Source organism: Paenibacillus sp. FSL L8-0435 (genome assembly GCF_037965655.1).
In the GTDB taxonomy this organism is placed as follows: domain Bacteria; phylum Bacillota; class Bacilli; order Paenibacillales; family Paenibacillaceae; genus Paenibacillus.
The window spans coordinates 647,228-671,358 of record NZ_CP150185.1 but is presented as its reverse complement, the minus strand read 5'-3'; the positions used below and the strand labels follow the sequence as shown (position 1 = coordinate 671,358).

Sequence of the window (24,131 nt, the reverse complement as noted above, 5' to 3'; positions counted from 1 at the left end):
CACCGAAACATCCGGTGTTTGTACAGGATCGCCACAGGTACTATGGTGCTCACTCCATGTAGCGATTATGTGTATACAGTTTTGTTTATTAAATATTGGATGCTAATTGGGTTAGCCGTCTTCATCACCCTGCGGATCATGTGCCTGTAACTTCTGAATACCACTCCGAACGCGTTCACGCAGCTCTTCCAGTTCAGTCTGTACGGCATGTATGCTCTGAAGTTTCTCCTCAATCAGTTGCAACTGACCATCCAGCGTTGTTTCCATCGTGGTAAGCTTCTCGATCCGTTCTCTTACTTCGGTCGTCTGCTGGTAGTCAAAACGTTGTTCATTCAAGGCATCTGCCGTTGCCACATAGGTATGTAGCTCCTGAAGGGAGAATCCAAGTACCTCTTTGGCGCGAACCACCTTCTTCAGATAATCGATATCCTCCCGAGTGTACAACCGCGTACCGCCATCTGTCCGCTGAGGTGAAGGCATGACACCAATCTCTTCATAATACCGAATGGTTCGCTTGGTCAAACCGCATTCCTTGGCTACGTCGTCGATTTTATATAAACTCATTTCCCTCACCTCTTCCATATGTCTATAATGTTATGTACATAATTAAATATAATATTAACGTTAACGTCAACGTTAGATTTCAGGTATGAAGCCTTAGCAAGTTAAAATCCTCTTACAATTTTCTATCTCGACAAAAAAAGACCCGCTTCACACGCAGGTCTTCCTCTGTACACTATTCATTCAAATTACCTTAAACGTTCTGCTCATTCTGTTGCTGTTGAGCACGCTGCATTTGCTTCAATCGGCCTTCCACTCTGGTAAACAGTCTGAACGTATAGAACCCTGTAACAACCAGACTCAGTACCAAAGCTCGTACATCTGTAAGCCAGAAACCGATAATGCCGAATATCGTAATAATCACACCAAATTGCATCATCAGATTGGCGCTATAACTTTGTGCTTCGTCCCACAACTCGGGATTACTCATTGCACGCGGAGTCCGATACCCATATATCCCGTTAATCATTTTCGGTGGTTTTTTGAACACCATGAACCCCAGAATGAAATAACACACTCCGATGATGATCCCAACTATTGCTCCTGTCAAAACGTTCTCCCCTTCACTGTTGTCTTCCATAGACCTGCTTACACTGAGACTCCTCCGATAAATAGAATAACCTGCCGATGTAGCTTCACTTCTTCAGGTTATTTCTGTCCTCTCCGTTCTCGTGTACATGTCTGGTTAGACTTATCTACATAAAAATATAAAAACGGCTCTACGTATATACGAAGAGCCGCCTGGATCGTTTCGTAAACTTAGATATTCTTCACTCGAAGTACACGCATGGCGTTCAGTACAGCCAGCACTGTGACACCCACATCGGAGAATACCGCTTCCCACATGGTAGCTATGCCGAACACACCGAGTAGCAGGAAGATCGCTTTAACCCCCAAAGCAAACGCGATATTTTGCCATACAATCATTCGTGTACGCTTAGCAATGCGGATTGCACTCGCTAGTTTCGACGGTTCATCGGTCATGATGACCACATCTGCCGCTTCAATCGCAGCATCTGAACCAAGTCCACCCATGGCCACGCCCACATCGGCGCGCGCCAGTACAGGTGTATCGTTGATGCCGTCACCGACAAACACCATTTTCTCCTTCGGAGATTTGGCAGCTTCCAGTTTCTCCAGCCGCTCCACTTTGTCCTGTGGCAGCAATTCAGCATAGACCTCATCCACACCCAGCTCGCGTCCTACCGCTTCACCTACGGCTTTGGCATCACCTGTCAGCATGACCGTTTTGCGGATGCCGAGTTTCTTCAGCGCCTGAATAGCAGCGGCTGCATCATCCTTCACTTCATCAGCAATAATTAGATGACCAACATACGTGCCAGCTTCAGCCACGTGGACAATCGTTCCGGCTGTTTCTGGTGTGGTATAGGATATACCCGCCTGCTCCATTAATTTGGCGTTGCCTGCAAGCACTTCCCGACCATCCACACTCACCTTGATCCCGTGTCCGGCAACTTCGTCATAACCTTCCACACCTTGCGTGGGAATGCCCTTGGCCCAAGCTGCGCGAATGGATTCAGCGATTGGATGATTGGAATTGGCTTCAGCAATAGCTGCCAGCTTCATCAGTTCATCTTCCGTACGTCCACCTTCGGGACGAATGGCTGTTACTTTGAATACACCTTTGGTTAGTGTACCCGTTTTATCAAAAACAACAATTTTCACATCGTTCAACGCTTCAAGGTAGTTACTGCCTTTAACGAGAATCCCGTTACGTGAAGCTGCTCCGATACCACCAAAGAATCCAAGTGGAATAGAGACCACCAGCGCACAGGGGCATGAGATAACCAGGAAGACCAATGCACGATAGATCCAGTCAGCAAATGTTGCACCACTAAGTATCAACGGCGGAACAAATGCAATCACGGCTGCAAGGATAACAACAACCGGTGTGTAATAACGGGCGAATTTACTAATAAAATGTTCTGTTTTCGCTTTCCGGCTGCTTGCGTTCTGCACCAGGTCCAAAATTTTGGATACCGTTGATTCACCAAACGTTTTGGTCACTTCAATCGTCAACATACCATTCTTGTTCACAAATCCACTCAGTACATCATTTCCGGGCTCCAGCTCACGAGGTACCGATTCACCTGTCAGAGCAGAAGTGTCCACCATGGAGCGGCCAGCTCTAACGATACCATCCAGCGGTACTCGCTCTCCTGCTTTCACGACAATACGATCACCAATCCGTACGTCTTCCGGAGATACACGTTGGGTTTCGTCACCCGAACCCGTCAGGATATTGGCGTAATCCGGGCGAATGTCCATCAGTGACTGAATCGACTTGCGTGACCGATTAACAGCCATACCCTGAAACAGCTCCCCGAGCTGATAAAAGAGCATAACCGCTACCCCTTCCGGATACTCTCCAATCGCAAAGGCACCCAAGGTAGCGACGGACATCAGGAAGTATTCATCGAACACCTGGCCGCGGATGATGTTTTTGGACGCCTGGAGCACAATATCTCCCCCGGCAATCAGATAAGCGAGTGCATAGAGAGCAAATTGCGCCCAGCCCTCCAGCGGCGACCAGATTGCGGCTGCGAGCAGCACAGAACCTGCAGCAAGACGAGCAAGTAATACTTTTGTCTGTCCTGCACCATGTTCATGCGAATGGCCTGCATGGGCATCATCATGCGTATGGCTGTGATCATGTCCAGCATGACTTCCATGCTCATGCACATGACCATGTGTGTGTTCCTCTGAATCTGAGTGATCATGAGTATGCGAGTGTTTGCCATATGAATGTGAATGTCCATGATCATGTCCGGTATGGTCATGACTGTGATTATGCGCACCAGCTGCACTCCCTGTATGGGTGTGCACATGTCCGTTCACGTGTTTTCCTTTTTCCGAAATGCGAATATGCGGCTCCAGCCGAAGCACTTTGCGCTTTGCTTCTTCCACTACCTGTTCATCCATATCGGAAGTGGTGTGTAGCGATAATGTTTTGGTAACAAAATTGACAGAGCATTCGCTAATGCCTTTAATTTTTTTAACGCCATTCTCAATCTTCAAAGCGCAGTTCGCACAATCCAGTCCCTCAAGCAGCAGTTCCCTTTTCACCTGTTCCTGTCCGGTTCCCATGTGAATTCTCCCCTTTGCAGTACAAAAACGATGTTATATTTCAATTACATTCAATATATGAGCACTCATTCATATGTTTGGTTAACCCTATTATATGCACGCCTAAACATGAGTGTCAACAATCGTTGTTGATTTTTCATACAGATTATGCTAATAGTAATCATTTCGCTTTAGGCGGGTTTTGGATATAATAGAGCTATAGTTGTTAACATAGGCGGTGATAGGAAATGGAACAACCGGTTAAAGCACCAAGCGAATGTGATGCAGCCTGCTCAGGCACTGAAGCCGACGTGCAGACGATTCGCACTTCACTCATAGATCGGGAGACGTCTTCCGAGATGGCAGATTGGTTCAAGGCATTCAGCGACCCCACACGTCTACGTATTATTGATGCGCTGTTACAGAAGGAATTATGTGTTCATGACCTGACGGTTCTGCTCGACATGGGACAGTCGGCCATTTCACACCAGCTGCGTTCACTCCGCAACATGCGGATCGTCAAGCGACGCAAGGAAGGCAAGACCGTGTACTACTCTCTGGATGATGCTCATATTGAGCAGATTTTCCTGCAAACGCTCCAACATATTAAACACAGCTAGGCAGCAGCCAAGCTTGTTCATGCAGAAGAACCCCCGCCTCTCGGCTGTATGCCGATGGACGGGGGTTCTTCTTGGTAAGGGTACCGTTTTATACAGGATACAGAGTGACTAGATCTTCTGATTAACTATCCATTGGAGCTTGCCACTTTAGTCATAAAAGATTGTTTTTGTTCGGATCATACAGGCCGGATCTGTCCTTGAACCAGTTGAAGATATGCGATACACATACTTTCAGCACCGCGTATCCTGGAACAGCGAGCAGAATACCCACGACTCCAAACAGATTACCCGAAGTCAGAATGACAAAGATAATCGTGATGGGATGAATCTTCAGCGTTTTGCCCATGATCTGTGGTGAGATGAATTTACCCTCGATTAACTGCACGATTGTCCATACGGCAACCATCTTCAGCAGCATCACCGGCGAAGTAACCAGGGCCACGATCAACGCAGGGGTAATTGCAATTGCTGGTCCCAGATAAGGAACAACACTCGTGAACGATGCGATAATCGCAAGAATCAGTGCATAATCCAGCCCAATGACCATATAACCGATATAGAGCAGAATACCGATGCAGAAGCTGACGATAATCTGTCCACGAATGAATGAACTGATCTGGTGATTGATGTCTTCCAGCACATGCATTGCGCCCGTACGGCTCTTGATCGGCAGGAAAGACAGAATTTTCGCTGGCAGCTTCTTGCCGTCTTTCAGCAGATAGAACAGAATGAACGGAACCGTTACGATGGACAGCACGGTCTCCGTGAAAGCTCCGAGGAATCCGCCCAATTTGGTCCAGGTCGAGTTCAGAATTTCAGTAGCCTTTTGGGAGATTGTTCCCCACCAGTCCTGCGAATTCAGATTCACCGTCTCCTGGAACTGACCGAACAGTTGGCTGCCCGTGAGTTCCTCAAACTGCTGTTTTACCGTCTCGCTGTATGTTGGGAAATTTTCGATCAGCCCCATAATCTGGTTCCGCACAACCGGAATGACTGCCAACACTACAACGGTCAGAATGCCTCCGATGGCAAGATACAGGATCAGAATGGACCAGCCACGCTTGATTTTCCATCTTTCCATCACATCCACAATCGGATTCAGCAGATAGTAGAGTATGCCTGACAGAATAATAGGTAGCACAATGGTTTTGATGAGTACTGCGAGCGGATGAAGAACAAAAGATACTTTGGTCAGAACCATCACGTTCAGTCCCACCAACAGCAGAATCAGCAGAAATAGGACAAACTTGTTGTTAAGAAAAAATCGCTTGAACCGCTCCGGCCAAACGCGGGGTTGCTCAGGTTGCTCCATAGGCGTGTCGTCCTCTCTTATGACCCTTAATCAAAACTTAACTATAAAGCTAGATAAATGCCCATACACACGAATAAAAAAATACCTTGTACAAGCCAACATATGTATAACACTCTGGATTTATACGTATGGTGCTGATTAACCGTTTCAAATTAAACCGGTAAAGTCATTTTACCCCAAAATGAGTCTTCTGCCCCACACGAATCATTTGCAAATTCTCCCTATTCAAAAACGGCTCGCCTCACTGGGAGACGAACCGTAAATTTATAGCTATACCCTACGATTAAGCCAGTTTTAACGCTGAAAATGGAAGATTAAGCTTTTCCCGCCAATTGTGCAATCAACTCATAGGAATGCAGACGTGCCTTATGATCATAGATCATCGACGTAATAATCAGCTCATCTGCCTGTGTCTGCCGAATGAAGGATTCCAACTGCCCACGTACGGTTTCTGGTGAACCATTAACAGCTGCCTTCAGCGTCTGCTCTACACCAGCTTTCTCACGATCCGTCCATTTGCCTTCCATCTCTGCCGGAGGCTGTACCAATCCCGTTGTGCCACGAATAATGTTCAGGAACTGCTGTTGCATCGTTGTACCCAGCCATGCTGCTTCCTCGTCTGTATCCGCAACAACAGCGTTGACACCAACAATCACATGTGGCTCCTTCAAGCTATCAGATGGTTGGAAGTTGTTTCGATACGTCTCTAATGCAATCCGGGTGTAATCGGGCGAGAAGTGGCTGGCAAAAGCAAACGGCAATCCCAGCTGACCTGCCAGACGTGCACTGAAATCACTGGACCCCAAGAGGTAAATTGGAATATTCAATCCTTCTCCAGGAACTGCGCGAACAGGCGCATGATAAGATGTCGCCGAAGCATCAAAGTATGCTCTAAGTTCTGCCAATAACTCAGGGAAATCTTCCCCACTGTTCAGATCTTTGCGTAGTGCAAGCGATGTACGACGGTCACTACCTGGTGCGCGACCCAGTCCCAGGTCAATTCTGCCAGGATACAAGGATTCCAGTGTGCCGAACTGCTCAGCGATGACAAGCGGTGCATGGTTAGGCAACATGATGCCTCCTGAACCCAGACGAATCGTTTTGGTTCCACCAGCCAGATATCCAATAACAACCGAAGTTGCGGATGAAGCAATACCCGGCATGTTGTGATGTTCAGCTACCCAGTAACGGTGATATCCCCAACGCTCAGCATGCTGTGCCAGATCGAGACTGTTGCGCAGTGCATCAGCAGGTGTTGCACCTACTACGACAGGAGCCAGATCCAAGATGGAAAGCTTAACGTCGTTAATGTGTTCTTTATGGGATGAAGCCGTATTTTCTGTAGTCATTATCGTTTAATCTCCTCGATGATTATATTTTTGTATATCCAGATATATAGATTAATTAAATCGCAACTGGATATAGTGATGTGATGATAAACTAGCCGTTTACATCCGGACGGAATCCCTGCGTGCATGTGCATCCTAGCTTCCGTTCCGGCATCCGGCTTATAACTCGTTCTGCACGTACTCGGCAAACTGACGGATTGTCTCCTCGTTGCGCCGATAATACGTCCATTGTCCTCTTCGCTCGGAGAGCAGCAATCCTGCCTTGAGCATAGTCAGCAGATAACTGGATATAACCGACTGAGCCAGTCCAGCCTTCACTTGAATCGTGCCAACACAGATTCCGTTCTTGCCACCATCCGGATGCTGTGATAGTTCCAGCGGTGGAAAGTGTTGCTCCGGGTTTTTGAGCCACAACAAGATTTGTCTACGTGTCTCGTTCGATAATGCTTTGAATATAAGTATAGGTTCCATGGGTACGATTATACCCCCTTTCATCCATTTTGCAAACACATGAACAAACAAACCGACTCTTGATCGAGTCGGTCTGGTATCATATGGAATCCTTATAGGGAACCAACATCTATATTAGAATTTGGTCGTTACCGTCTGTTTAACCTGATCCAACATCGCTTGATATGCGGGTGCATCCAGGTATCCAATACTACCAAAGAGCAGATGATCTACGGTTTCAATACCTACAAAATCGAAGATACCTACGTCTGAAGTTATTTTCAATCCAGCAGTCATGCCGATCTGGTCATATATTTCATTTGGTGTACCATGGGTGTTGATAATGAGGCCTTTTTTGCCTGTCAGCAATTTCTCGATTCCTGCTTCACCTGCTGCATACGCAAAACCATAGGCGAATACACGGTCAACGTACCCTTTCAGAATGGCAGGAAGACCTGTCCACCAGATCGGATAGATGAATGTAATGGCTTCTGCATCTGTAACAAACTGTTGCTCTGTAGCGATATCCTGTGGTGTCTGTCCTGCGCGCATGGAAGCTGTATCTGCTTCAGTCAGTACGGGTTGGAATCCAAGCTTATATAAGTCACGAACGACTACTTCATGGCCTTGAGCTTCGAGAGCTTCTACAGCAGTATTGAGGATTGCGTTATTCAAGCTGTCTGTGTGCGGGTGAGCATATACGATAAGATGTTTCATAGTGTGAATCCCTCCAGGTTTGGTTTGAGTTAGGTTGCGAAAATGGGGTTACATTGATACGTTCCACATACATAGACATCTATGCATTTGGTTAAAAAAATATTTGGGTTCCTCTGCCTCCACCCCATCCAAATCTGGAAGGGTTGCAGACAGAAGAGTTCATTCATTATAACTTTCGGACAATCATGGACAGCAAGCTCTCCAATTGCTCCGACTGTTCATCGGACAAGCCACTATAGATGATGTCATTAATCTGCTCTGATACCTGATGGAAGATCGGTTCAAGACGCTTCCCCTGATCAGTAAGGCGAATCATCGTCACCCGGCTATCTTCGGCACTCTTGCTGCGTTCAACATAGCCAAGCTTCTCCAGCTTGTTGACCAGTACTGTTACCGTTGGTTGCGTGCGTTGGACACGTTCAGCCAACATCTTGATCGACAGCGTCTCTTCCCGGTACAAGAACATTAATACATCCCCATGAGAAGGAACAATCCCTGTTACCTCATGCTGTTCCAATTCGTGTACAATCCGTTTGTTGACATGGTCCCTGATTCTTGCAATCAGTGCAATTGCGTTGTATTTAGGCATGACCTCATTATACATAGACATCTATGTATTTTCAAGTTCTTTTTTATAAAAAGAAAAACAGCCCTTTCCATGCTTCTAACAGGTGGAAAATATCGGGCTGTTTCGATTCTGCTCTGATCCTGATCTGTAATGTAAGATCTTAGATAATCATTTTTGAATTCATGCTGGATTCACGCTGAATTCAGTTAATCCATTGCGTGATTTTCTCAACGGATTGTCGGGACTTCTCACGTTGGGGCTCCTCTACCCGATAACCGAAGGCTGCCATCATAGAGACGCCCCATGCGCCATTTTCCAGCAAACCCTCTTCTTCCATAATACGGTGGACGTCCTCACGGCTGAAACCTTCGATTGGACAAGAATCAATCTCGATCTGAGCTGCCGCCGTCATCATGTTGCCAAGTGCAATATAAGTTTGTTTAGATGCCCAGTCAAATAATGATCTTGGATTATCCAGAATTTTCTGATTATTTTGGAACTTTCCATAAGCCTCACTTGTTAGCTCAAATACGTTATTTGGCATTCCCTTTGTTTCCTTCAACATGTACTCCGCATAAGGAGAATTATAACTGGCATCTGATCGGGCCAAAATAACAACAAAATGGCTTGCTGTAGCCAATTGCTTTTGAGCGCCGGAAGAGACTTCGGACAGACGCTTACGCAGGTTCGGATTTTGTACAATCAGAAACTTCCACGGTTCAAGACCAATGGAACTTGGAGATAATCTGCCTGTTTCCAATATAAATTGGAAATCCTCATCCGAGATTTTACGGGTATCATCAAATATCTTTGTTGCATGCCGGAAATGATATGCCTTTAAGATGTCTTCCTTTGTCTTTGACTTTGTTGTAACTTCCATGCAGCTCCACGTCCTTTTATATATTTTTTTATGTTGAACAATAATGTTAAAGTGACTTCATCTCAAGTATTAGTTTAGGACCTATGCGTATAAATTAAAAGTACGCACATTATTGTTTCTTAGTTTATAAAAGTAAGTATTGGATGAAGACAGCAATAATCCACTAGGCACTTACATGGCGCCTAGTGGATTATCTGCGACTCTCTCCTTTTAAATCTTGAAATCTTGAACCAGCTTATTCAGATTTAATGCACTCTCCTTGACTTGATCAGATTGTTTAACTACTTCCACAGATTGCGCAGCAGAGGCAACCATATGTCCTGCGATTTCCTGACTGGATGCGGCGGATTGTTCACTTGCTGATGCAATCTCATGAATGGAGCCCACTAGTATTTTGATATTGGCAGTCACTTGTTGTGAGGTTGCATTGAGATCTTTAACGGCATTGGCATGATCAAGAGAATCGACATAATACTGTTCAGCTGTATCCTCCAATAATTTATAATCTTTGCCAACCTGATTGAACATAAAGGATAGCAATTCTTTGGCATTCGAGGACAGATTGGTTACAGACTGCATAACTTCTTCCGTGACCTGCTGAATTTGATCGGCAGCCTGTCTGGAATCATCAGCCAACTTTCGAATCTCGCTTGCTACAACCGCAAAACCTCTGCCTGCTTCTCCAGCTCTTGCAGCTTCAATGGATGCATTGAGTGCAAGCAGATTAGTCTGCGCCGTAACATCCAAAATAGATTGAGATAATATACCAATCTGATCTACAGCAGTTGCACGTTCCAGCGCTTCTGACATCTTCTTACTCGTATGATCGTACATGTCTATGGCTGCTCGGCTCGATTCGCGGGCTTCCTGCTTCAACTTTTCAGCCTTCGTGCTGGTCACATACGCGGACTCTGCTTGTTTAGATGTCTGTTCCGATATATATTCGGCTCCCTGTTGCATCTCAGCAGCCGAATGATTCATATTTTCCGTATGGGCTGAAGCCTCTTCCATTGCAGCAGAGAGCTCTTCAACTGTAGCTGATACTTCACGAATTCGTTCATTCAGACCAGCCATATTCTGGTTGGTAAGATCGCTAACCTGGTTGATATGATGAGATTCCTGAACTACACCACGAATGACATTTGTTGTGGAATCGGTCATTGTACGAATAGCTCGTGCGATGACACTTATCTCATTATTTCCCTGTGTTAGGTGCGGATCCAAGGATGCCGTTAAGTTGCCTTTTGTTATTTCTTCACAATAACGGGTGATAGCTTTCATTCGTTGACGTATACTGCGAATCATTACAAATGAAATCAGAATGAGCGCTGCAAGGGAAAGCAAAAGAACCGAACCGAGCACCAATGCTCGCTGCTGAATTACTTCCTGTGTATCCGCATAGAGCTTGGCTGACTCCTCTTCGTTATACGCACTCAAAAGGGTGATTGTCTCCACAATCGCTGTACTGCTTTTGTTAATTCTTCCTCTCTCTTCACTATCGTAGGTGCCCGACATCTTTTTGGTATCCATGATTTGCTCAATATCCTGATAATATGTATCCATCTTTGCTACCAAATCTGCAAATATCTCTTTTTCTTTGGTATCCAATGTTCTTGCTGAAAATTCATTCAAGCCATCCGTGATACTCTTCTTACCTTTCTGAACCTGATCGTACTGTTTGTCGGTGTACTCTGCATTATCAAGAACCTTTGTATAATTGGCGCGCATATTATAGAAATTACTTTTCAATTCAAGAACATTGGTTTGATGCTGGAAACGGTCATTGTAGAGGATACCTTGTCCCGTTTTTGCTTCGTTCATTCCCAAAATTCCAATCAGAAAGACAGTAAACAAGCCGATTAGACTAATCACAGTCATGATGACCATCGTTGTTGTTAATTTCATATTTTTGAGTTTATTTCCTTTCTTATATTTTGGCTTAGACTGAATTGACATGATTATTCCCCCACTTTAAATAGTAGATAGCCTTATATATCTTATATCTATATCGTATGTATCCATATTGTTTGTTAGCATTTCAGGAAAATTGACTTTATTCTTTTAATGAGAAAAGTAATGGGAGACAACAGAAAAGCCGCCAGAATATAATCCAGCGGCTTTTCTGTGAATATGAAACGATATCTATGCGACCTATAGTTGCTCCATCCACTCATTTTCAGAAATGACGGTATATCCTTCTTGTCTCAACAATGCTGAGGTGACACCTTCTCCAGTTACCTTTTGATTGGCAAAATTCCCATCATAGATCTTCTGTGTACCACAGGACGGACTAAACTCCTTCAGTACCACACACGATACATTCAATTCTCGCGCCCATTCGAGCGTCTGATAGGCTCCCTTGATATACAGCTCTGTGACGTCCTTGCCACTTTTCTCGATCACTTTTGCAGTGCCTGCCAGCACGTCCTTGCCTGTGCCACCGATAATTTCAGCCGGTTCTCGCGGAGTGGAGAATCCACCAAGCAGCTCCGGGCATACCATCTTAGCCTGGTCCTGCTTCACAAGCTCCTGAATCTTCTCATCCAGGCTCGCTGTTCCATTGTAACGGCAAGCTACCCCCGCCAGACATGAACTCACCAAATATTTCATCGTTATCTCCTTATACTCATTCCATCTATGAAGTAAATTGTAACATATAAGATCAAGCCCTATAACTCACCTCTGGTAATCATCTTGATCCGTCCATCTTCCCTGTATTCAACCTGAAAAACATCCGTGCTCGACTCCAGTTCAAATGTGACCATGCCTGGATGGTCAGGATTACGGTGAAGTTTATACGCTTGAAGATCCATTTTAAATATTTTTTTAATTATAGGTTCTACTCCTTCTCTAAGAAGAGACTCCTGTATGTTATATAGTTCCTGATAATAAGCCTCTATTTCTTCCCAGTCTGCAAAGTCTTGCTCATAATGATTAGCATCCCCAACCGTATAACCCAAGCCCTCTTTTCCTTCGGTCATCTGGACAAAGTAGTTATCTTTAAAGGAAAAGGAGACTGTATCTTTGCCGAGTTCATCATCTTTGCTTCGGCTTGCTCTTACCAGATCAAGATTGGCTTTACCAGACAGAGCCTCAATCGCGTTTCTGGCATCCGCCAGCGCTGCCTGTGATATTTGATCAGGTCTAAGGTCGCCTGTGATCGATACAGCCTTGTCCTGCTGCCATACAATCTCCCCATAACCATGGCCAGTCTCATTCTCTAACGCTAATGTCGTATGTGATATCGGCTCCAATTCCCCTTGCTTCATACTCACAAAACGTTTGACTGATGCAGGTTTAAGCGTTGGAGTGCTGCCTATACTTTGCAAAAGCGTTGGAACTTGACGCAGATAACGGTGCTCCAACTCGCTTGGCTGCATCTCACGTCTCATCTGTACTTCACGCAGATTTCCTGTTGTCGCATCGAGCCATATCTGCGCATACTCCTTCTCGCTTTCATTTCCAGCCTCTACATATATTCTGCCGGACACAGGCAGGTCTTCCACTTTCATAATCTTCAGCTGTTTACCCAGATCATCTCGCATCGTAGTCGCAACATTTCTTTTCATTTTGTCGGTTAGCAGATTTGTGTTCAAACCATCGGATAACTGTAACGTTGCTGTCGGATAGACCTGCTCGATTACGGGTTTCACCAGCTGTCCATCATTCCAGATCCATAGGAACAATCCAGCCGCAATAACCAACGCACCTGTGCCGGCAACAAGAGGTCCTTTTCTAGGGCGACGCTTGTGGGACACGTTGTTCACTTTCAGTCTAAACGGCCTGGATGGCCTGGAACTGTCCTCTGACCTATCTCCCTTGCTCCCCTCTTCCGACTTCTTCATCCACTCCACCTGTTGAAGCACCTTTCGCTTGTGATCCTCCGTAAAAGGAGACGAAGCAAACGGTCCCTTCCGGATTTCCTTCTCCCATTGCTCATCCTTGTGTCTCATTTGCTTCGCTCCTCCCATTGTTTCCGTACCTTATCCTTACCTCGGGATAGTCTGGATTTTACTGTGCCTAAGCTGATTTTCAATATCTCAGCAATCTCACTCGTCGTAAGCTCATATTTCAGATTCAGCAAAAGGATCTCCCGGAACTTCTTCGGCAACGCCAGAACAATATCCCAGATTTCATGGATATGCTCCTTACGCATCACTTCCATCTCGGCCGAAGGATGTGCAGGCTGCTCTGCAATCATGACTCTTTGGCTTGAATCCCCACGCTCTGTCTCAATGGGTAACGTCTCTCCCCACAGGCTACTACGAAAAAATCTGGATTTTCGATATGTAAAAGTCGTGTTCCTAGTAATCGTCAACAGCCATGTTTTCAGTGAGCAATCCCCACGATAAAGAGCGATCCCCGAGTACGCCCGAATAAATACCTCCTGTGACAATTCATCTGCCTGTTCGGCACTTTTGGTCAGGAAATAAGCGTAATTCCACACGTCATTTCCGTAGTCATCCATTATGCTGCTAAGTGTGTAATTGTCTATGGTCTGAGCTTGTGCCAGTAATTGATCATCCAACTGTTGTTCACCTCACTTAATATGACTGAGTCTAATGTGATTTGGTTCCCTGTTTTGGACATTATTTCTTATTATTGTAGCAAAATAAAAAACAGCATGTTCAACATCGCTGAACACGCTGATTCCTTCAAGTTTGCTTGTTAGAAATCTCTATCAGGAAGCTTATAAGCGAACGCACCACTTCATCAGTTAATTCTGCCCTCTGGTCTAACGTATCATTTTCTTCGTTATACTTTAACCGCAGCAATCATCAGAAACATCGGTCTCCGATTCTCGTCTCGCATGCCTGGGACCTGTTCAATCATCTCCGGTGATGGTTTGGATTCAGCCACCTTTTGAATAGCAAACCCCGCCTTAATCAGTTCATTGAGATGTGTTGCCAGTGTGCGATGATATTTGACCACATCCTGATTCAGAAAGTTCGCCACACGTTTCCCTTCATCGTGGTAATCATCCACGGGCCAGTGAAGAATCTCACCTGTGGGTCCGTAATGCCAATCCTGGGCAGCACGAGCGGTGAAGATGGGATGTTCGGAAGATAGTACAAATGTGCCCCCTTCTACGAGAAAATCATTGATCTTAGCGTACACCGTGTCTAACCGTTCAATATAATGCAAAGCAAGTGAACTGATCACAACGTCGAATTGTCCCGGTGCAAAATCAATATCTTCAATCGCCAGCTGCTCGTACCGGATCTGTGGATCGTCCGTCATTTCACGAGCACGCTGAAGCATATTTTCAGACAAATCTACTCCGATCACTGAACTCGCTTGCTGCTCCCGCGCATACCGGCAGTGCCAGCCAAAACCACATCCCAAATCCAGCACACGTTTGTCCTTCAAATCAGGCAATAGAGTCTGCAGTTCATGCCACTCCCCCGCTGCATCCAGCCCTTGAACGGAACGTGCCATCTTACTATAGTTATTGAAAAATTCAGATTCATCGTATTTATTTTGTTTCATCAAGAGAATCCTCCCGCTTTATAAATATCAACCTACTCTACCACATAAACGATATTTAAACGCAAAAGTTGCCAAGAGAATTCACGACGTGTTATCATACAGAACGAACGTTCAGTATTTTTAAATACAGAATGAACATTCAGTCTACTAACGGAGGTCATTATGAATACGAATTGGACGCATCCCTTGGAAGGGCAATCTGTAGGTAAAGCTTTTATAAGCTACCTCGTGCCTTCTGTATTGGGGATGCTGGTAGTTGCTTTTAATTTTATTATCGACGGCATTATGGTTGGACACAAACTGGGTTCTACCGCGATGGCGGGAATCGGCATTGCCTCACCTGTTTACACACTTTTTGTTGCTATGTCGCTGTGGATCGGTATGGGCGGGGCAACCTTGTACTCCAACGCTATGGGTAGAAAAGATATCACATCAGCCAAACAAATTTTTACCAAATCCATTATGCTGATTATGCTAGTTACGATAGCCATTGGATATACTGCATTTACGTTCAAAGACAAGCTGGTATACTCCCTCGGTGCTAACGCCGAGACCTTCCCGTTTGCTTCGGATTATATGAATATCATGTTATTGTTCGGATTCGTTTTCACCATTGAGAATGCACTCTCTATCTTTGTACGAAACGATGGTAATCCCAACACGTCCATGTACGCTCAGATTACGTTTGCTATAGCCAATATCATCATCAATTATATAACATTGTATGTACTCGAATGGGGTGTACGCGGTGTGGCCCTCGGTACAATTGTATCAGCGTCTCTTGCGTTACTTGTCCTGTTCACTCACTTTTTCAAAAAAACAAATAATCTCACGTTCACCCGGTTCAAATGGAACAACAAACTGCTGGCTTCCCTGCTGCTCATTGGTTTCCCCAGCTTTCTGGCTGAACTCGGCATGTCGGTCTTCTCTGTCTCTCACAATATCTCCATGGACCGCATTGCGGGCACGGATGGTGTAGCATCCTTTACCGTATTGAACTATATTCATGGTGTGGTACTGTTAGCGTTCCTGGGTCTGGCGTCTGCTGCCCAACCTCTGATCAGCTATTATCACGGTGCCAATCAGATTAAACGGGTACAACAAACAATACGGTTAGCCACCAAAACGGCTCTCGCATGCGGTCTATTGTTACTGGTTGTTGTTCAGATCGGTGCGCCTTATTTCGTGCAAATCTTTGGAAACTTCAGTAGTGGCGTAACGGATAATGCCGTTTACGGATTACGTATATTTACATTTGCCTATGTGTTTATGGGTGTTAACTTTGTCATGAGCACCTATTTCCAATCTGTAGGCAATGCCAAAATGGCCATTTGGATCACAGCTGCGCGTGAAATGATTATCATGATTGCGTTGATTGCGATTCTCCCTTCATTCTTTGGTGTCACGGGTGTGTGGCTTGCCGTACCGCTGTCCGAAATGCTGGTTCTCGCAACCATAGCCGTATACTATAGAAAACGATCCCTTACGGATCGAATAAACGCGCTGCGCCCTGAATAACGTTAACAGATAATAACAGCAACAGATAGCAAATAAATGGAACGTAAATGGAATGTAGGTAGACTTCATAAATAATCTAACAAACAAATAAACAAAGCCCCGCACGATCAATATAGATCGGTCTGGGCTTTTGTTTTATCCTAAATTAGATGTCATTAGATGCGTATATCAAATCGGCCATTACTATCTGTTGTTGCGTTTGCAATCTCCTTAGGGGTAGCTACGCCCATTCCATTGGATGGTGGTTGGGCAGATAGCGCCTCCTTCGTAGCAGTTGTACCGGCTCCTTGAGAGCTTTGCTGTGCAATCTGTGCCTCAATCTGCTTAATTTGCTGTTCAAGCTGTTTGGTCTTTGTCTCCTTGGTTCGCTCATCGTCCTTGCTAGATTGCACTTTCTCCAGTTGAGCCTCAAGCTTCGTCTTTTGTTTCTCCAAGCTACTTGAATTGTCCGAGCTCGAAGATGTCGATATGTATGATGTAGTGGAGCTGGCTGTAGAAGATATATTCATTATGGTTCTCCTCCTCTTTACTTGGCTTCACTATACCCTATCCCACTGAAACGTACGTTAAATTCAACTGAAAGGTTGCTGAACGAGCTAAAAATCTGAAGTTAATCATATGGAAGTATGTATATCAGTATTAATCCGTAGTCTAATTATTAATACTGAGGGTCTTCATATAAATGATTATATTGATGCTGTCTTATCTATATAGTTAGTTTGTTTCTCGGCAGAAAATAGTAACACAAAAAAGACACACTCGATATCATCAAGTGTGTCTTCCTATTGCTTGGCGGCGTCCTACTCTCCCAGGACCCTGCGGTCCAAGTACCATCGGCGCTAGAGGGCTTAACGGTCGTGTTCGGGATGGGTACGTGTGGAACCCCTCCGCCATCGCCACCAAACGCGTAGCTTACATTTCAGAGTGTTGTTCTCTGAAAACTAGATTCGAAACGAAACATGCGATTTACAACTTGCTATTGGATAAGCCCTCGACCGATTAGTACTGGTCAGCTCCATGCATTGCTGCACTTCCACCCCCAGCCTATCTACCTCGTCGTCTTCAAGGGGTCTTACATACTGGGAAATCTCATCTTGAGGGGGGCTTCACGCTTAGATGCTTTCAGCGTTTATCCCGTCCGTACATAGCTACCCAGCGGTGCTCCTGGCGGAACAACTGGTACACCAGCGGTACGTCCATCCCGGTCCTCTCGTACTAAGGACAGCTCCTCTCAAATTTCCTACGCCCACGACAGATAGGGACCGAACTGTCTCACGACGTTCTGAACCCAGCTCGCGTACCGCTTTAATGGGCGAACAGCCCAACCCTTGGGACCTACTTCAGCCCCAGGATGCGATGAGCCGACATCGAGGTGCCAAACCTCCCCGTCGATGTGGACTCTTGGGGGAGATAAGCCTGTTATCCCCAGGGTAGCTTTTATCCGTTGAGCGATGGCCCTTCCATGCGGTACCACCGGATCACTAAGCCCGACTTTCGTCCCTGCTCGACTTGTAGGTCTCGCAGTCAAGCTCCCTTATGCCTTTGCACTCTTCGAATGATTTCCAACCATTCTGAGGGAACCTTTGGGCGCCTCCGTTACTCTTTAGGAGGCGACCGCCCCAGTCAAACTGCCCACCTGACACTGTCCCCGCACCGGATTACGGTACCAGGTTAGAACCTAGATACGATCAGGGTGGTATCCCAACGTTGCCTCCATGCAAGCTGGCGCTCACACTTCAAAGGCTCCCACCTATCCTGTACAGATCGTACCCAAATTCAATATCAAGCTGCAGTAAAGCTCCATGGGGTCTTTCCGTCTTGTCGCGGGTAACCTGCATCTTCACAGGTATTAAAATTTCACCGGATCTCTCGTTGAGACAGCGCCCAAGTCGTTACGCCATTCGTGCGGGTCAGAATTTACCTGACAAGGAATTTCGCTACCTTAGGACCGTTATAGTTACGGCCGCCGTTTACTGGGGCTTCGGTTCACAGCTTCGGGATTACTCCCTAACCACTCCCCTTAACCTTCCAGCACCGGGCAGGCGTCAGCCCGTATACTTCGCCTTACGGCTTCGCACAGACCTGTGTTTTTGCTAAACAGTCGCTTGGGCCTTTTCACTGCGGCCCCCTCGTGCTATTCACACTACCGGGGCACCCCTTCTCCCGAAGTTACGGGGTCATTTTGCCGAGTTCCTTAACGAGAGTTCTTCCGCGCGCCTTAGAATACTCTTCTCGCCTACCTGTGTCGGTTTGCGGTACGGGCACCATCACCTGGCTAGAGGCTTTTCTTGGCAGTGTGAGATCATGACCTTCGCTACTATAATTTTCGCTCCCCATCACAGCTCAGCCTTACAATGTGCGGATTTGCCTACACATCAGCCTCACTGCTTAGACGGACATCCATCAGTCCGCGTCACTACCCTACTGCGTCCCCCCATTGCTCATAACGGCTTACGGTGGTACAGGAATTTCGACCTGTTGTCCTTCGACTACGCCTTTCGGCCTCGCCTTAGGTCCCGACTTACCCTGAGCGGACGAGCCTTCCTCAGGAACCCTTAGGCTTTCGGCGGATCAGATTCTCACTGATCTTTTCGTTACTCATACCGGCATTCTCACTTGTATAATGTCCAGCGCTCCTTACGGTACACCTTCAACCCTTATACAACGCTCCCCTACCCCTGATGCAAAGCATCAAGCCATAGCTTCGGTGGTGTGTTTAGCCCCGTTACATTTTCGGCGCAGAGTCACTCGACCAGTGAGCTATTACGCACTCTTTCAATGGTGGCTGCTTCTAAGCCAACATCCTGGTTGTCTGTGCAACTCCACATCCTTTCCCACTTAACACACACTTGGGGACCTTAGCTGATGGTCTGGGCTGTTTCCCTTTTGACAATGGATCTTAGCACTCACTGTCTGACTCCCGGAAGTAAGTCTATGGCATTCGGAGTTTGACTGAGCTTGGTAACCCTTGCGGGCCCCGCACCCAATCAGTGCTCTACCTCCACGACTCTGTTTTCCGAGGCTAGCCCTAAAGCTATTTCGGGGAGAACCAGCTATCTCCGAGTTCGATTGGAATTTCTCCGCTACCCCCACCTCATCCCCGCATTTTTCAACATGCGTGGGTTCGGGCCTCCAGTGCGTGTTACCGCACCTTCACCCTGGACAGGGGTAGATCACCCGGTTTCGGGTCTACGTCCACGTACTAAGTCGCCCTATTCAGACTCGCTTTCGCTGCGGCTCCGGCTCTTCACCTTAACCTTGCACGGGAACGTAACTCGCCGGTTCATTCTACAAAAGGCACGCCATCACCCCTAAAACGGGCTCTGACTTTTTGTAAGCACACGGTTTCAGGTTCTATTTCACTCCCCTTCCGGGGTGCTTTTCACCTTTCCCTCACGGTACTGCTTCACTATCGGTCGCTAGGAAGTATTTAGCCTTGGCAGATGGTCCTGCCGGATTCATACGGGGTTTCACGTGCCCCGCACTACTCGGGATCCGTCTCGGAGGGAACAGACTTTCAACTACAGGGCTTTTACCTTCTTTGGCGGGCCTTTCCAGACCTCTTCGCTTAACCGGTTCCTTTGTAACTCCATGTGAGACGTCCCACAACCCCAAAGAGCAAGCTCTCTGGTTTGGGCTTCTCCGCGTTCGCTCGCCGCTACTGACGGAATCACTATTGTTTTCTCTTCCTCAGGGTACTTAGATGTTTCAGTTCCCCTGGTATGCCTCTACACAACCTATGTATTCAGTTGTGAGTAACTGGAAATTACCCCAGCTGGGTTTCCCCATTCGGACACCCCCGGATCAAAGCTTGCTTACAGCTCCCCGAGGCAGTTTCGTTGTTCGCCACGTCCTTCATCGGCTCCTAGCGCCTAGGCATCCTCCGTGTGCTCTTAGTAGCTTAACCTCGTGCTCCGGTTTCGACTGCTCGCTTCCCTTGTTTTGCTTGCGCAAAGCCAAAAGTCGCTCTCACCCGATACCATCGTACGTGCAATCTACCGTTTTTATTTAAACTTGTTTAACACAAGTTCAGCTAAAAAGGAATGTTCTAATTCGCGTTTGTTTCGTTTCGATATCTAGTTTTCAAAGAACAAGCTCCATGCAAAAGCAAGCTGTTTTGAGAGTTTGAGCTCTCAAAACTGAGCAACGAGTGAGTGTTTTGCAGCTAAGCTGCAGTTTTGAATGTTTCCGTTGCAGGAAACGATTCTCCATAGAAAGGAGGTGATCCAGCCGCACCTTCCGATACGGCTACCTTGTTACGACTTCACCCCAATCATCTATCCCACCTTCGGCGGCTGGCTCCTTGCGGTTACCCCACCGACTTCGGGTGTTATAAACTCTCGTGGTGTGACGGGCGGTGTGTACAAGACCCGGGAACGTATTCACCGCGGCATGCTGATCCGCGATTACTAGCAATTCCGACTTCATGCAGGCGAGTTGCAGCCTGCAATCCGAACTGAGACCGGCTTTGTTGGGATTGGCTCCATCTCGCGATTTCGCAGCCCGTTGTACCGGCCATTGTAGTACGTGTGTAGCCCAGGTCATAAGGGGCATGATGATTTGACGTCATCCCCACCTTCCTCCGGTTTGTCACCGGCAGTCTATCTAGAGTGCCCACCCGAAGTGCTGGCAACTAAATATAAGGGTTGCGCTCGTTGCGGGACTTAACCCAACATCTCACGACACGAGCTGACGACAACCATGCACCACCTGTCTTGAATGTTCCGAAGAAAAGGTACATCTCTGCACCGGTCATTCAGATGTCAAGACCTGGTAAGGTTCTTCGCGTTGCTTCGAATTAAACCACATACTCCACTGCTTGTGCGGGTCCCCGTCAATTCCTTTGAGTTTCAGTCTTGCGACCGTACTCCCCAGGCGGAGTGCTTAATGTGTTAACTTCGGCACCAAGGGTATCGAAACCCCTAACACCTAGCACTCATCGTTTACGGCGTGGACTACCAGGGTATCTAATCCTGTTTGCTCCCCACGCTTTCGCGCCTCAGCGTCAGTTACAGCCCAGAGAGTCGCCTTCGCCACTGGTGTTCCTCCACATATCTACGCATTTCACCGCTACACGTGGAATTCCACTCTCCTCTTCTGCACTCAAGTCACCCAGTTTCCAGTGCGATCCGGGGTTGAGCCCCGGGATTAAACACCAGACTTAAATGACCGCCTGCGCGCGCTTTACGCCCAATAATTCCGGACAACGCTTGCCCCCTACGTATTACCGCGGCTGCTGGCACGTAGTTAGCCGGGGCTTTCTTCTCAGGTACCGTCACCTTGAGAGCAGTTACTCTCCCAAGCGTTCTTCCCTGGCAACAGAGCTTTACGATCCGAAAACCTTCATCACTCACGCGGCATTGCTCCGTCAGGCTTTCGCCCATTGCGGAAGATTCCCTACTGCTGCCTCCCGTAGGAGTCTGGGCCGTGTCTCAGTCCCAGTGTGGCCGATCACCCTCTCAGGTCGGCTACGCATCGTCGCCTTGGTGAGCCGTTACCCCACCAACTAGCTAATGCGCCGCAGGCCCATCCCCAAGTGACAGATTGCTCCGTCTTTCCAGTTTCCTTCAGGCGAAGAAAACAACTATTCGGTATTAGCTACCGTTTCCGGTAGTTGTCCCAAACTTGAGGGCAGGTTGCCTACGTGTTACTCACCCGTCCGCCGCTAAGTATCAAGGAAGCAAGCTTCCTATCAACTCCGCTCGACTTGCATGTATTAGGCATGCCGCCAGCGTTCGTCCTGAGCCAGGATCAAACTCTCCAATAAAGTATTGAAAAGAGCGATAAGCTCATTTTGAATCTGACGAGATTAAAAATCTCATTTGTGCTCCAGTCGATTCAAGCCAAGGCTTGTCTCTAACTTTCGCGTTCATTCTGCAAGCAGAATGTTTACTCACTCGTTGTTCAGTTTTCAAAGATCAAACTTATTTTTGTTACCGAATGTCGTTCTCTTCAGCAACTCTTATATAATATCATGTCCGAACCAACTTTGCAAGCTCTTTTTTTAAGTTTCTTTCGAAGCTTATTTCATTTGCTTGCCGCACCGTGTATCTCGTGTTTTTTTGGCCGGAAATAGAATATACCATGTAGAACATACACTTGTAAAGAGTTAATTTCAAAACATATCAAATCCACGATCTAACCATATTAAGGACCTTTAATCTAGAATGAACTCTTAAGTTCAATTGTATTATCCTACAGCTTGATCTTCTTTATTTAATCTGTCTTTGTTCTATATATAAGAAGGTAACCCTCTCAACTCTTATATTCGAGACAAAAGGGTTACCTTCTATAGTAATCTATATTTATTTACGTTCTACTTTATATCCTTTATCCTCAAGCAGTTTCACGATACCGTGATCACCCAAGTAATGTGCCGCGCCAACAACAATGAAATATTCCTCACTTTTGCCGTTTTTCAAGTAACCATCGATTTTGTCCGCCATACCAATGTTACGATCAACCAGCATCGCTTTGTTATATTCCTCGTTAGTGGAGAAGCTGTTTGTCAGTTCAAGCAGTTGCTCGTCATTACCCGTTTTCCACATCTCAGCCATTTCTTTCACACTGTTATCCAACACGTCGAAGTTTTCGATTGTCGCTTTCAGTGTTTCCTCTTGTGTTTCTTTGGAAAAGTCGTTAAACATGCCAAGTTGAGATTGATAACTCTCTAACTCAATAACTGGAAGTTTGCGCTCGATCGCTTTCTGGATGAAATACAGATCCACTCCTGCTGACGCTTCGTATCCTGCCGTTGTGGACTTCAAACTTGCAAGTGTGCTCTCTACTACCCAAGGCTTAAATGCATCCAAGGCGTTAGACTCCAGACCATTTTTCTTCAATACATCACCCAGCTTAGTATACGTTTCACTGGAAATGTGGTCTTTCAGTGTTGTTCCATCCTGATACGAACCCAGACTTAGAACCAGCTTTTGCTGCTCTTCGTCAGCGGCTTTGCTAATATCAATCTCTACCCCGAGATAATCAGCTTCCGCAAAGGCTTCTTCAAACTCCGGACGCAATGGATAGAAGCTCTCATCCGCAATATGCATGGACCCTACCAAATAGACCGTGTTGCCATTGCTTTCAACTTCCCACATGAAGCCACGTCCACCAGTTTGCGCAGTTTCAGTTGCTCCCCCTTTGGATACCAACAGCACGGTGCGCGTTGCAGCATCCCAGCGAACTTCATAACCTGCAGCATCGCCGACGATGCGGATTGGCGCATACGTTACACCGTTGATTCGTGTAAGCTTACTTTTGAGTGTAATCGTTTTGCCATCTACTTCAGCCGTGATCGTATCATCTGTCGCAGTTGTTAGCTTCACGTCCATGGCATCCAGCGTAGTCCGCAGTGGAACTAATGTCGTACCTTTATCCAGGATTGGTGCTCCTGTGGCATATTTCACAGCTTGATCATTAACCTTGACGGAAGTTCCTTGTGGAGCAGCCATAGCTGGTACTGAAGATGCGAGCAAACCTACCGAGATTGTGAGAGATAAGAGCATGCGTTTCCAATTCTTCATATTATGTAATCTCCTTTATTGAATATAGTTGCCAATCCAACATTTAATAGAAT

Annotated in this window: 18 protein-coding genes and 3 rRNA genes; 2 read left to right on the top strand and 19 right to left on the bottom strand. The window is 46.4% G+C overall.

What is annotated here, in order from left to right:
- Positions 1-111: 111 nt before the first annotated feature.
- From NST33_RS03180 to NST33_RS03170, 3 genes are all read right to left on the bottom strand, one after another.
- A complete protein-coding gene (locus tag NST33_RS03180) occupies positions 112-564 on the bottom strand; it encodes a MerR family transcriptional regulator (RefSeq protein ID WP_221825653.1) in 453 nt (150 codons plus the stop codon).
- Between the two features lie 190 nt (positions 565-754).
- Positions 755-1,111 (bottom strand): SdpI family protein, encoded by a 357-nt coding sequence (locus NST33_RS03175; protein ID WP_221825655.1) that lies wholly within the window; start codon positions 1,109-1,111, stop codon positions 755-757.
- 209 nt (positions 1,112-1,320) lie between these two features.
- Positions 1,321-3,669 carry a heavy metal translocating P-type ATPase gene (locus NST33_RS03170; RefSeq protein ID WP_221825657.1) on the bottom strand — a complete coding sequence of 783 codons (2,349 nt, stop codon included), beginning with the start codon at positions 3,667-3,669 and terminating at the stop codon, positions 1,321-1,323.
- A gap of 227 nt (positions 3,670-3,896) precedes the next feature.
- On the opposite strand from NST33_RS03170, the gene NST33_RS03165 reads away from it, so the two are divergent.
- Complete coding sequence (locus NST33_RS03165) at positions 3,897-4,268, top strand: metalloregulator ArsR/SmtB family transcription factor (RefSeq protein ID WP_036614212.1); 372 nt, start codon at positions 3,897-3,899, stop codon at positions 4,266-4,268.
- A gap of 151 nt (positions 4,269-4,419) precedes the next feature.
- Here NST33_RS03165 and NST33_RS03160 read toward each other — a convergent pair whose 3' ends face one another.
- The 11 genes from NST33_RS03160 to NST33_RS03110 all read right to left on the bottom strand — a co-directional run bounded on the left by NST33_RS03160 (position 4,420) and on the right by NST33_RS03110 (position 15,034).
- On the bottom strand, positions 4,420-5,580 hold the full coding sequence (locus tag NST33_RS03160) for an AI-2E family transporter (protein WP_047841385.1): 1,161 nt from the start codon (positions 5,578-5,580) through the stop codon (positions 4,420-4,422).
- A 314-nt stretch (positions 5,581-5,894) separates the two neighbouring features.
- On the bottom strand, positions 5,895-6,929 hold the full coding sequence (locus NST33_RS03155) for an LLM class flavin-dependent oxidoreductase (RefSeq protein ID WP_051449565.1): 1,035 nt from the start codon (positions 6,927-6,929) through the stop codon (positions 5,895-5,897).
- A 159-nt stretch (positions 6,930-7,088) separates the two neighbouring features.
- Positions 7,089-7,400: a metalloregulator ArsR/SmtB family transcription factor gene (locus tag NST33_RS03150; RefSeq protein WP_036668255.1), complete on the bottom strand. Its 312-nt coding sequence runs from the start codon at positions 7,398-7,400 to the stop codon at positions 7,089-7,091.
- 114 nt (positions 7,401-7,514) lie between these two features.
- Positions 7,515-8,096, bottom strand: a complete 582-nt coding sequence (locus NST33_RS03145) for an NAD(P)H-dependent oxidoreductase (RefSeq protein WP_221825658.1) — start codon at positions 8,094-8,096, stop codon at positions 7,515-7,517.
- Positions 8,097-8,262: 166 nt separating this feature from the next.
- Positions 8,263-8,706 (bottom strand): MarR family transcriptional regulator, encoded by a 444-nt coding sequence (locus NST33_RS03140; RefSeq protein WP_313771532.1) that lies wholly within the window; start codon positions 8,704-8,706, stop codon positions 8,263-8,265.
- 160 nt (positions 8,707-8,866) lie between these two features.
- A complete protein-coding gene (locus NST33_RS03135) occupies positions 8,867-9,544 on the bottom strand; it encodes an NAD(P)H-dependent oxidoreductase (protein WP_339306708.1) in 678 nt (225 codons plus the stop codon).
- Between the two features lie 210 nt (positions 9,545-9,754).
- The gene (locus NST33_RS03130; RefSeq protein ID WP_339306706.1) at positions 9,755-11,500 is read right to left on the bottom strand and encodes a methyl-accepting chemotaxis protein; all 1,746 of its coding nucleotides are present in this window, start codon (positions 11,498-11,500) and stop codon (positions 9,755-9,757) included.
- Between the two features lie 195 nt (positions 11,501-11,695).
- Positions 11,696-12,154 carry a DUF523 domain-containing protein gene (locus NST33_RS03125; RefSeq protein WP_221825664.1) on the bottom strand — a complete coding sequence of 153 codons (459 nt, stop codon included), beginning with the start codon at positions 12,152-12,154 and terminating at the stop codon, positions 11,696-11,698.
- 59 nt (positions 12,155-12,213) lie between these two features.
- Positions 12,214-13,497: a hypothetical protein gene (locus tag NST33_RS03120; protein WP_221825666.1), complete on the bottom strand. Its 1,284-nt coding sequence runs from the start codon at positions 13,495-13,497 to the stop codon at positions 12,214-12,216.
- A complete protein-coding gene (locus NST33_RS03115; RefSeq protein ID WP_221825667.1) occupies positions 13,494-14,072 on the bottom strand; it encodes a sigma-70 family RNA polymerase sigma factor in 579 nt (192 codons plus the stop codon). Before NST33_RS03115 ends, NST33_RS03120 begins: the two co-directional genes overlap by 4 nt.
- Before the next feature lie 227 nt (positions 14,073-14,299).
- Positions 14,300-15,034: a class I SAM-dependent methyltransferase gene (locus tag NST33_RS03110; RefSeq protein ID WP_221825669.1), complete on the bottom strand. Its 735-nt coding sequence runs from the start codon at positions 15,032-15,034 to the stop codon at positions 14,300-14,302.
- A gap of 162 nt (positions 15,035-15,196) precedes the next feature.
- Between NST33_RS03110 and NST33_RS03105 the strand changes: the two genes are divergently transcribed.
- On the top strand, positions 15,197-16,552 hold the full coding sequence (locus NST33_RS03105) for an MATE family efflux transporter (RefSeq protein ID WP_221825670.1): 1,356 nt from the start codon (positions 15,197-15,199) through the stop codon (positions 16,550-16,552).
- Positions 16,553-16,707: 155 nt separating this feature from the next.
- Here NST33_RS03105 and NST33_RS03100 read toward each other — a convergent pair whose 3' ends face one another.
- The 5 genes from NST33_RS03100 to NST33_RS03080 form a co-directional block, all read right to left on the bottom strand.
- A complete protein-coding gene (locus NST33_RS03100; RefSeq protein WP_221825673.1) occupies positions 16,708-17,061 on the bottom strand; it encodes a FlxA-like family protein in 354 nt (117 codons plus the stop codon).
- A 278-nt stretch (positions 17,062-17,339) separates the two neighbouring features.
- A 5S ribosomal RNA gene (rrf, locus tag NST33_RS03095) occupies positions 17,340-17,456 on the bottom strand.
- Positions 17,457-17,531: 75 nt separating this feature from the next.
- Positions 17,532-20,459 (bottom strand): 23S ribosomal RNA (locus tag NST33_RS03090).
- A 307-nt stretch (positions 20,460-20,766) separates the two neighbouring features.
- Positions 20,767-22,319, bottom strand: a 16S ribosomal RNA gene (locus NST33_RS03085).
- Together the 16S, 23S and 5S rRNA genes form the textbook arrangement of a ribosomal RNA operon.
- A gap of 538 nt (positions 22,320-22,857) precedes the next feature.
- Complete coding sequence (locus NST33_RS03080; RefSeq protein WP_221825695.1) at positions 22,858-24,078, bottom strand: TraB/GumN family protein; 1,221 nt, start codon at positions 24,076-24,078, stop codon at positions 22,858-22,860.
- Between the last annotated feature and the right edge of the window lie 53 nt (positions 24,079-24,131).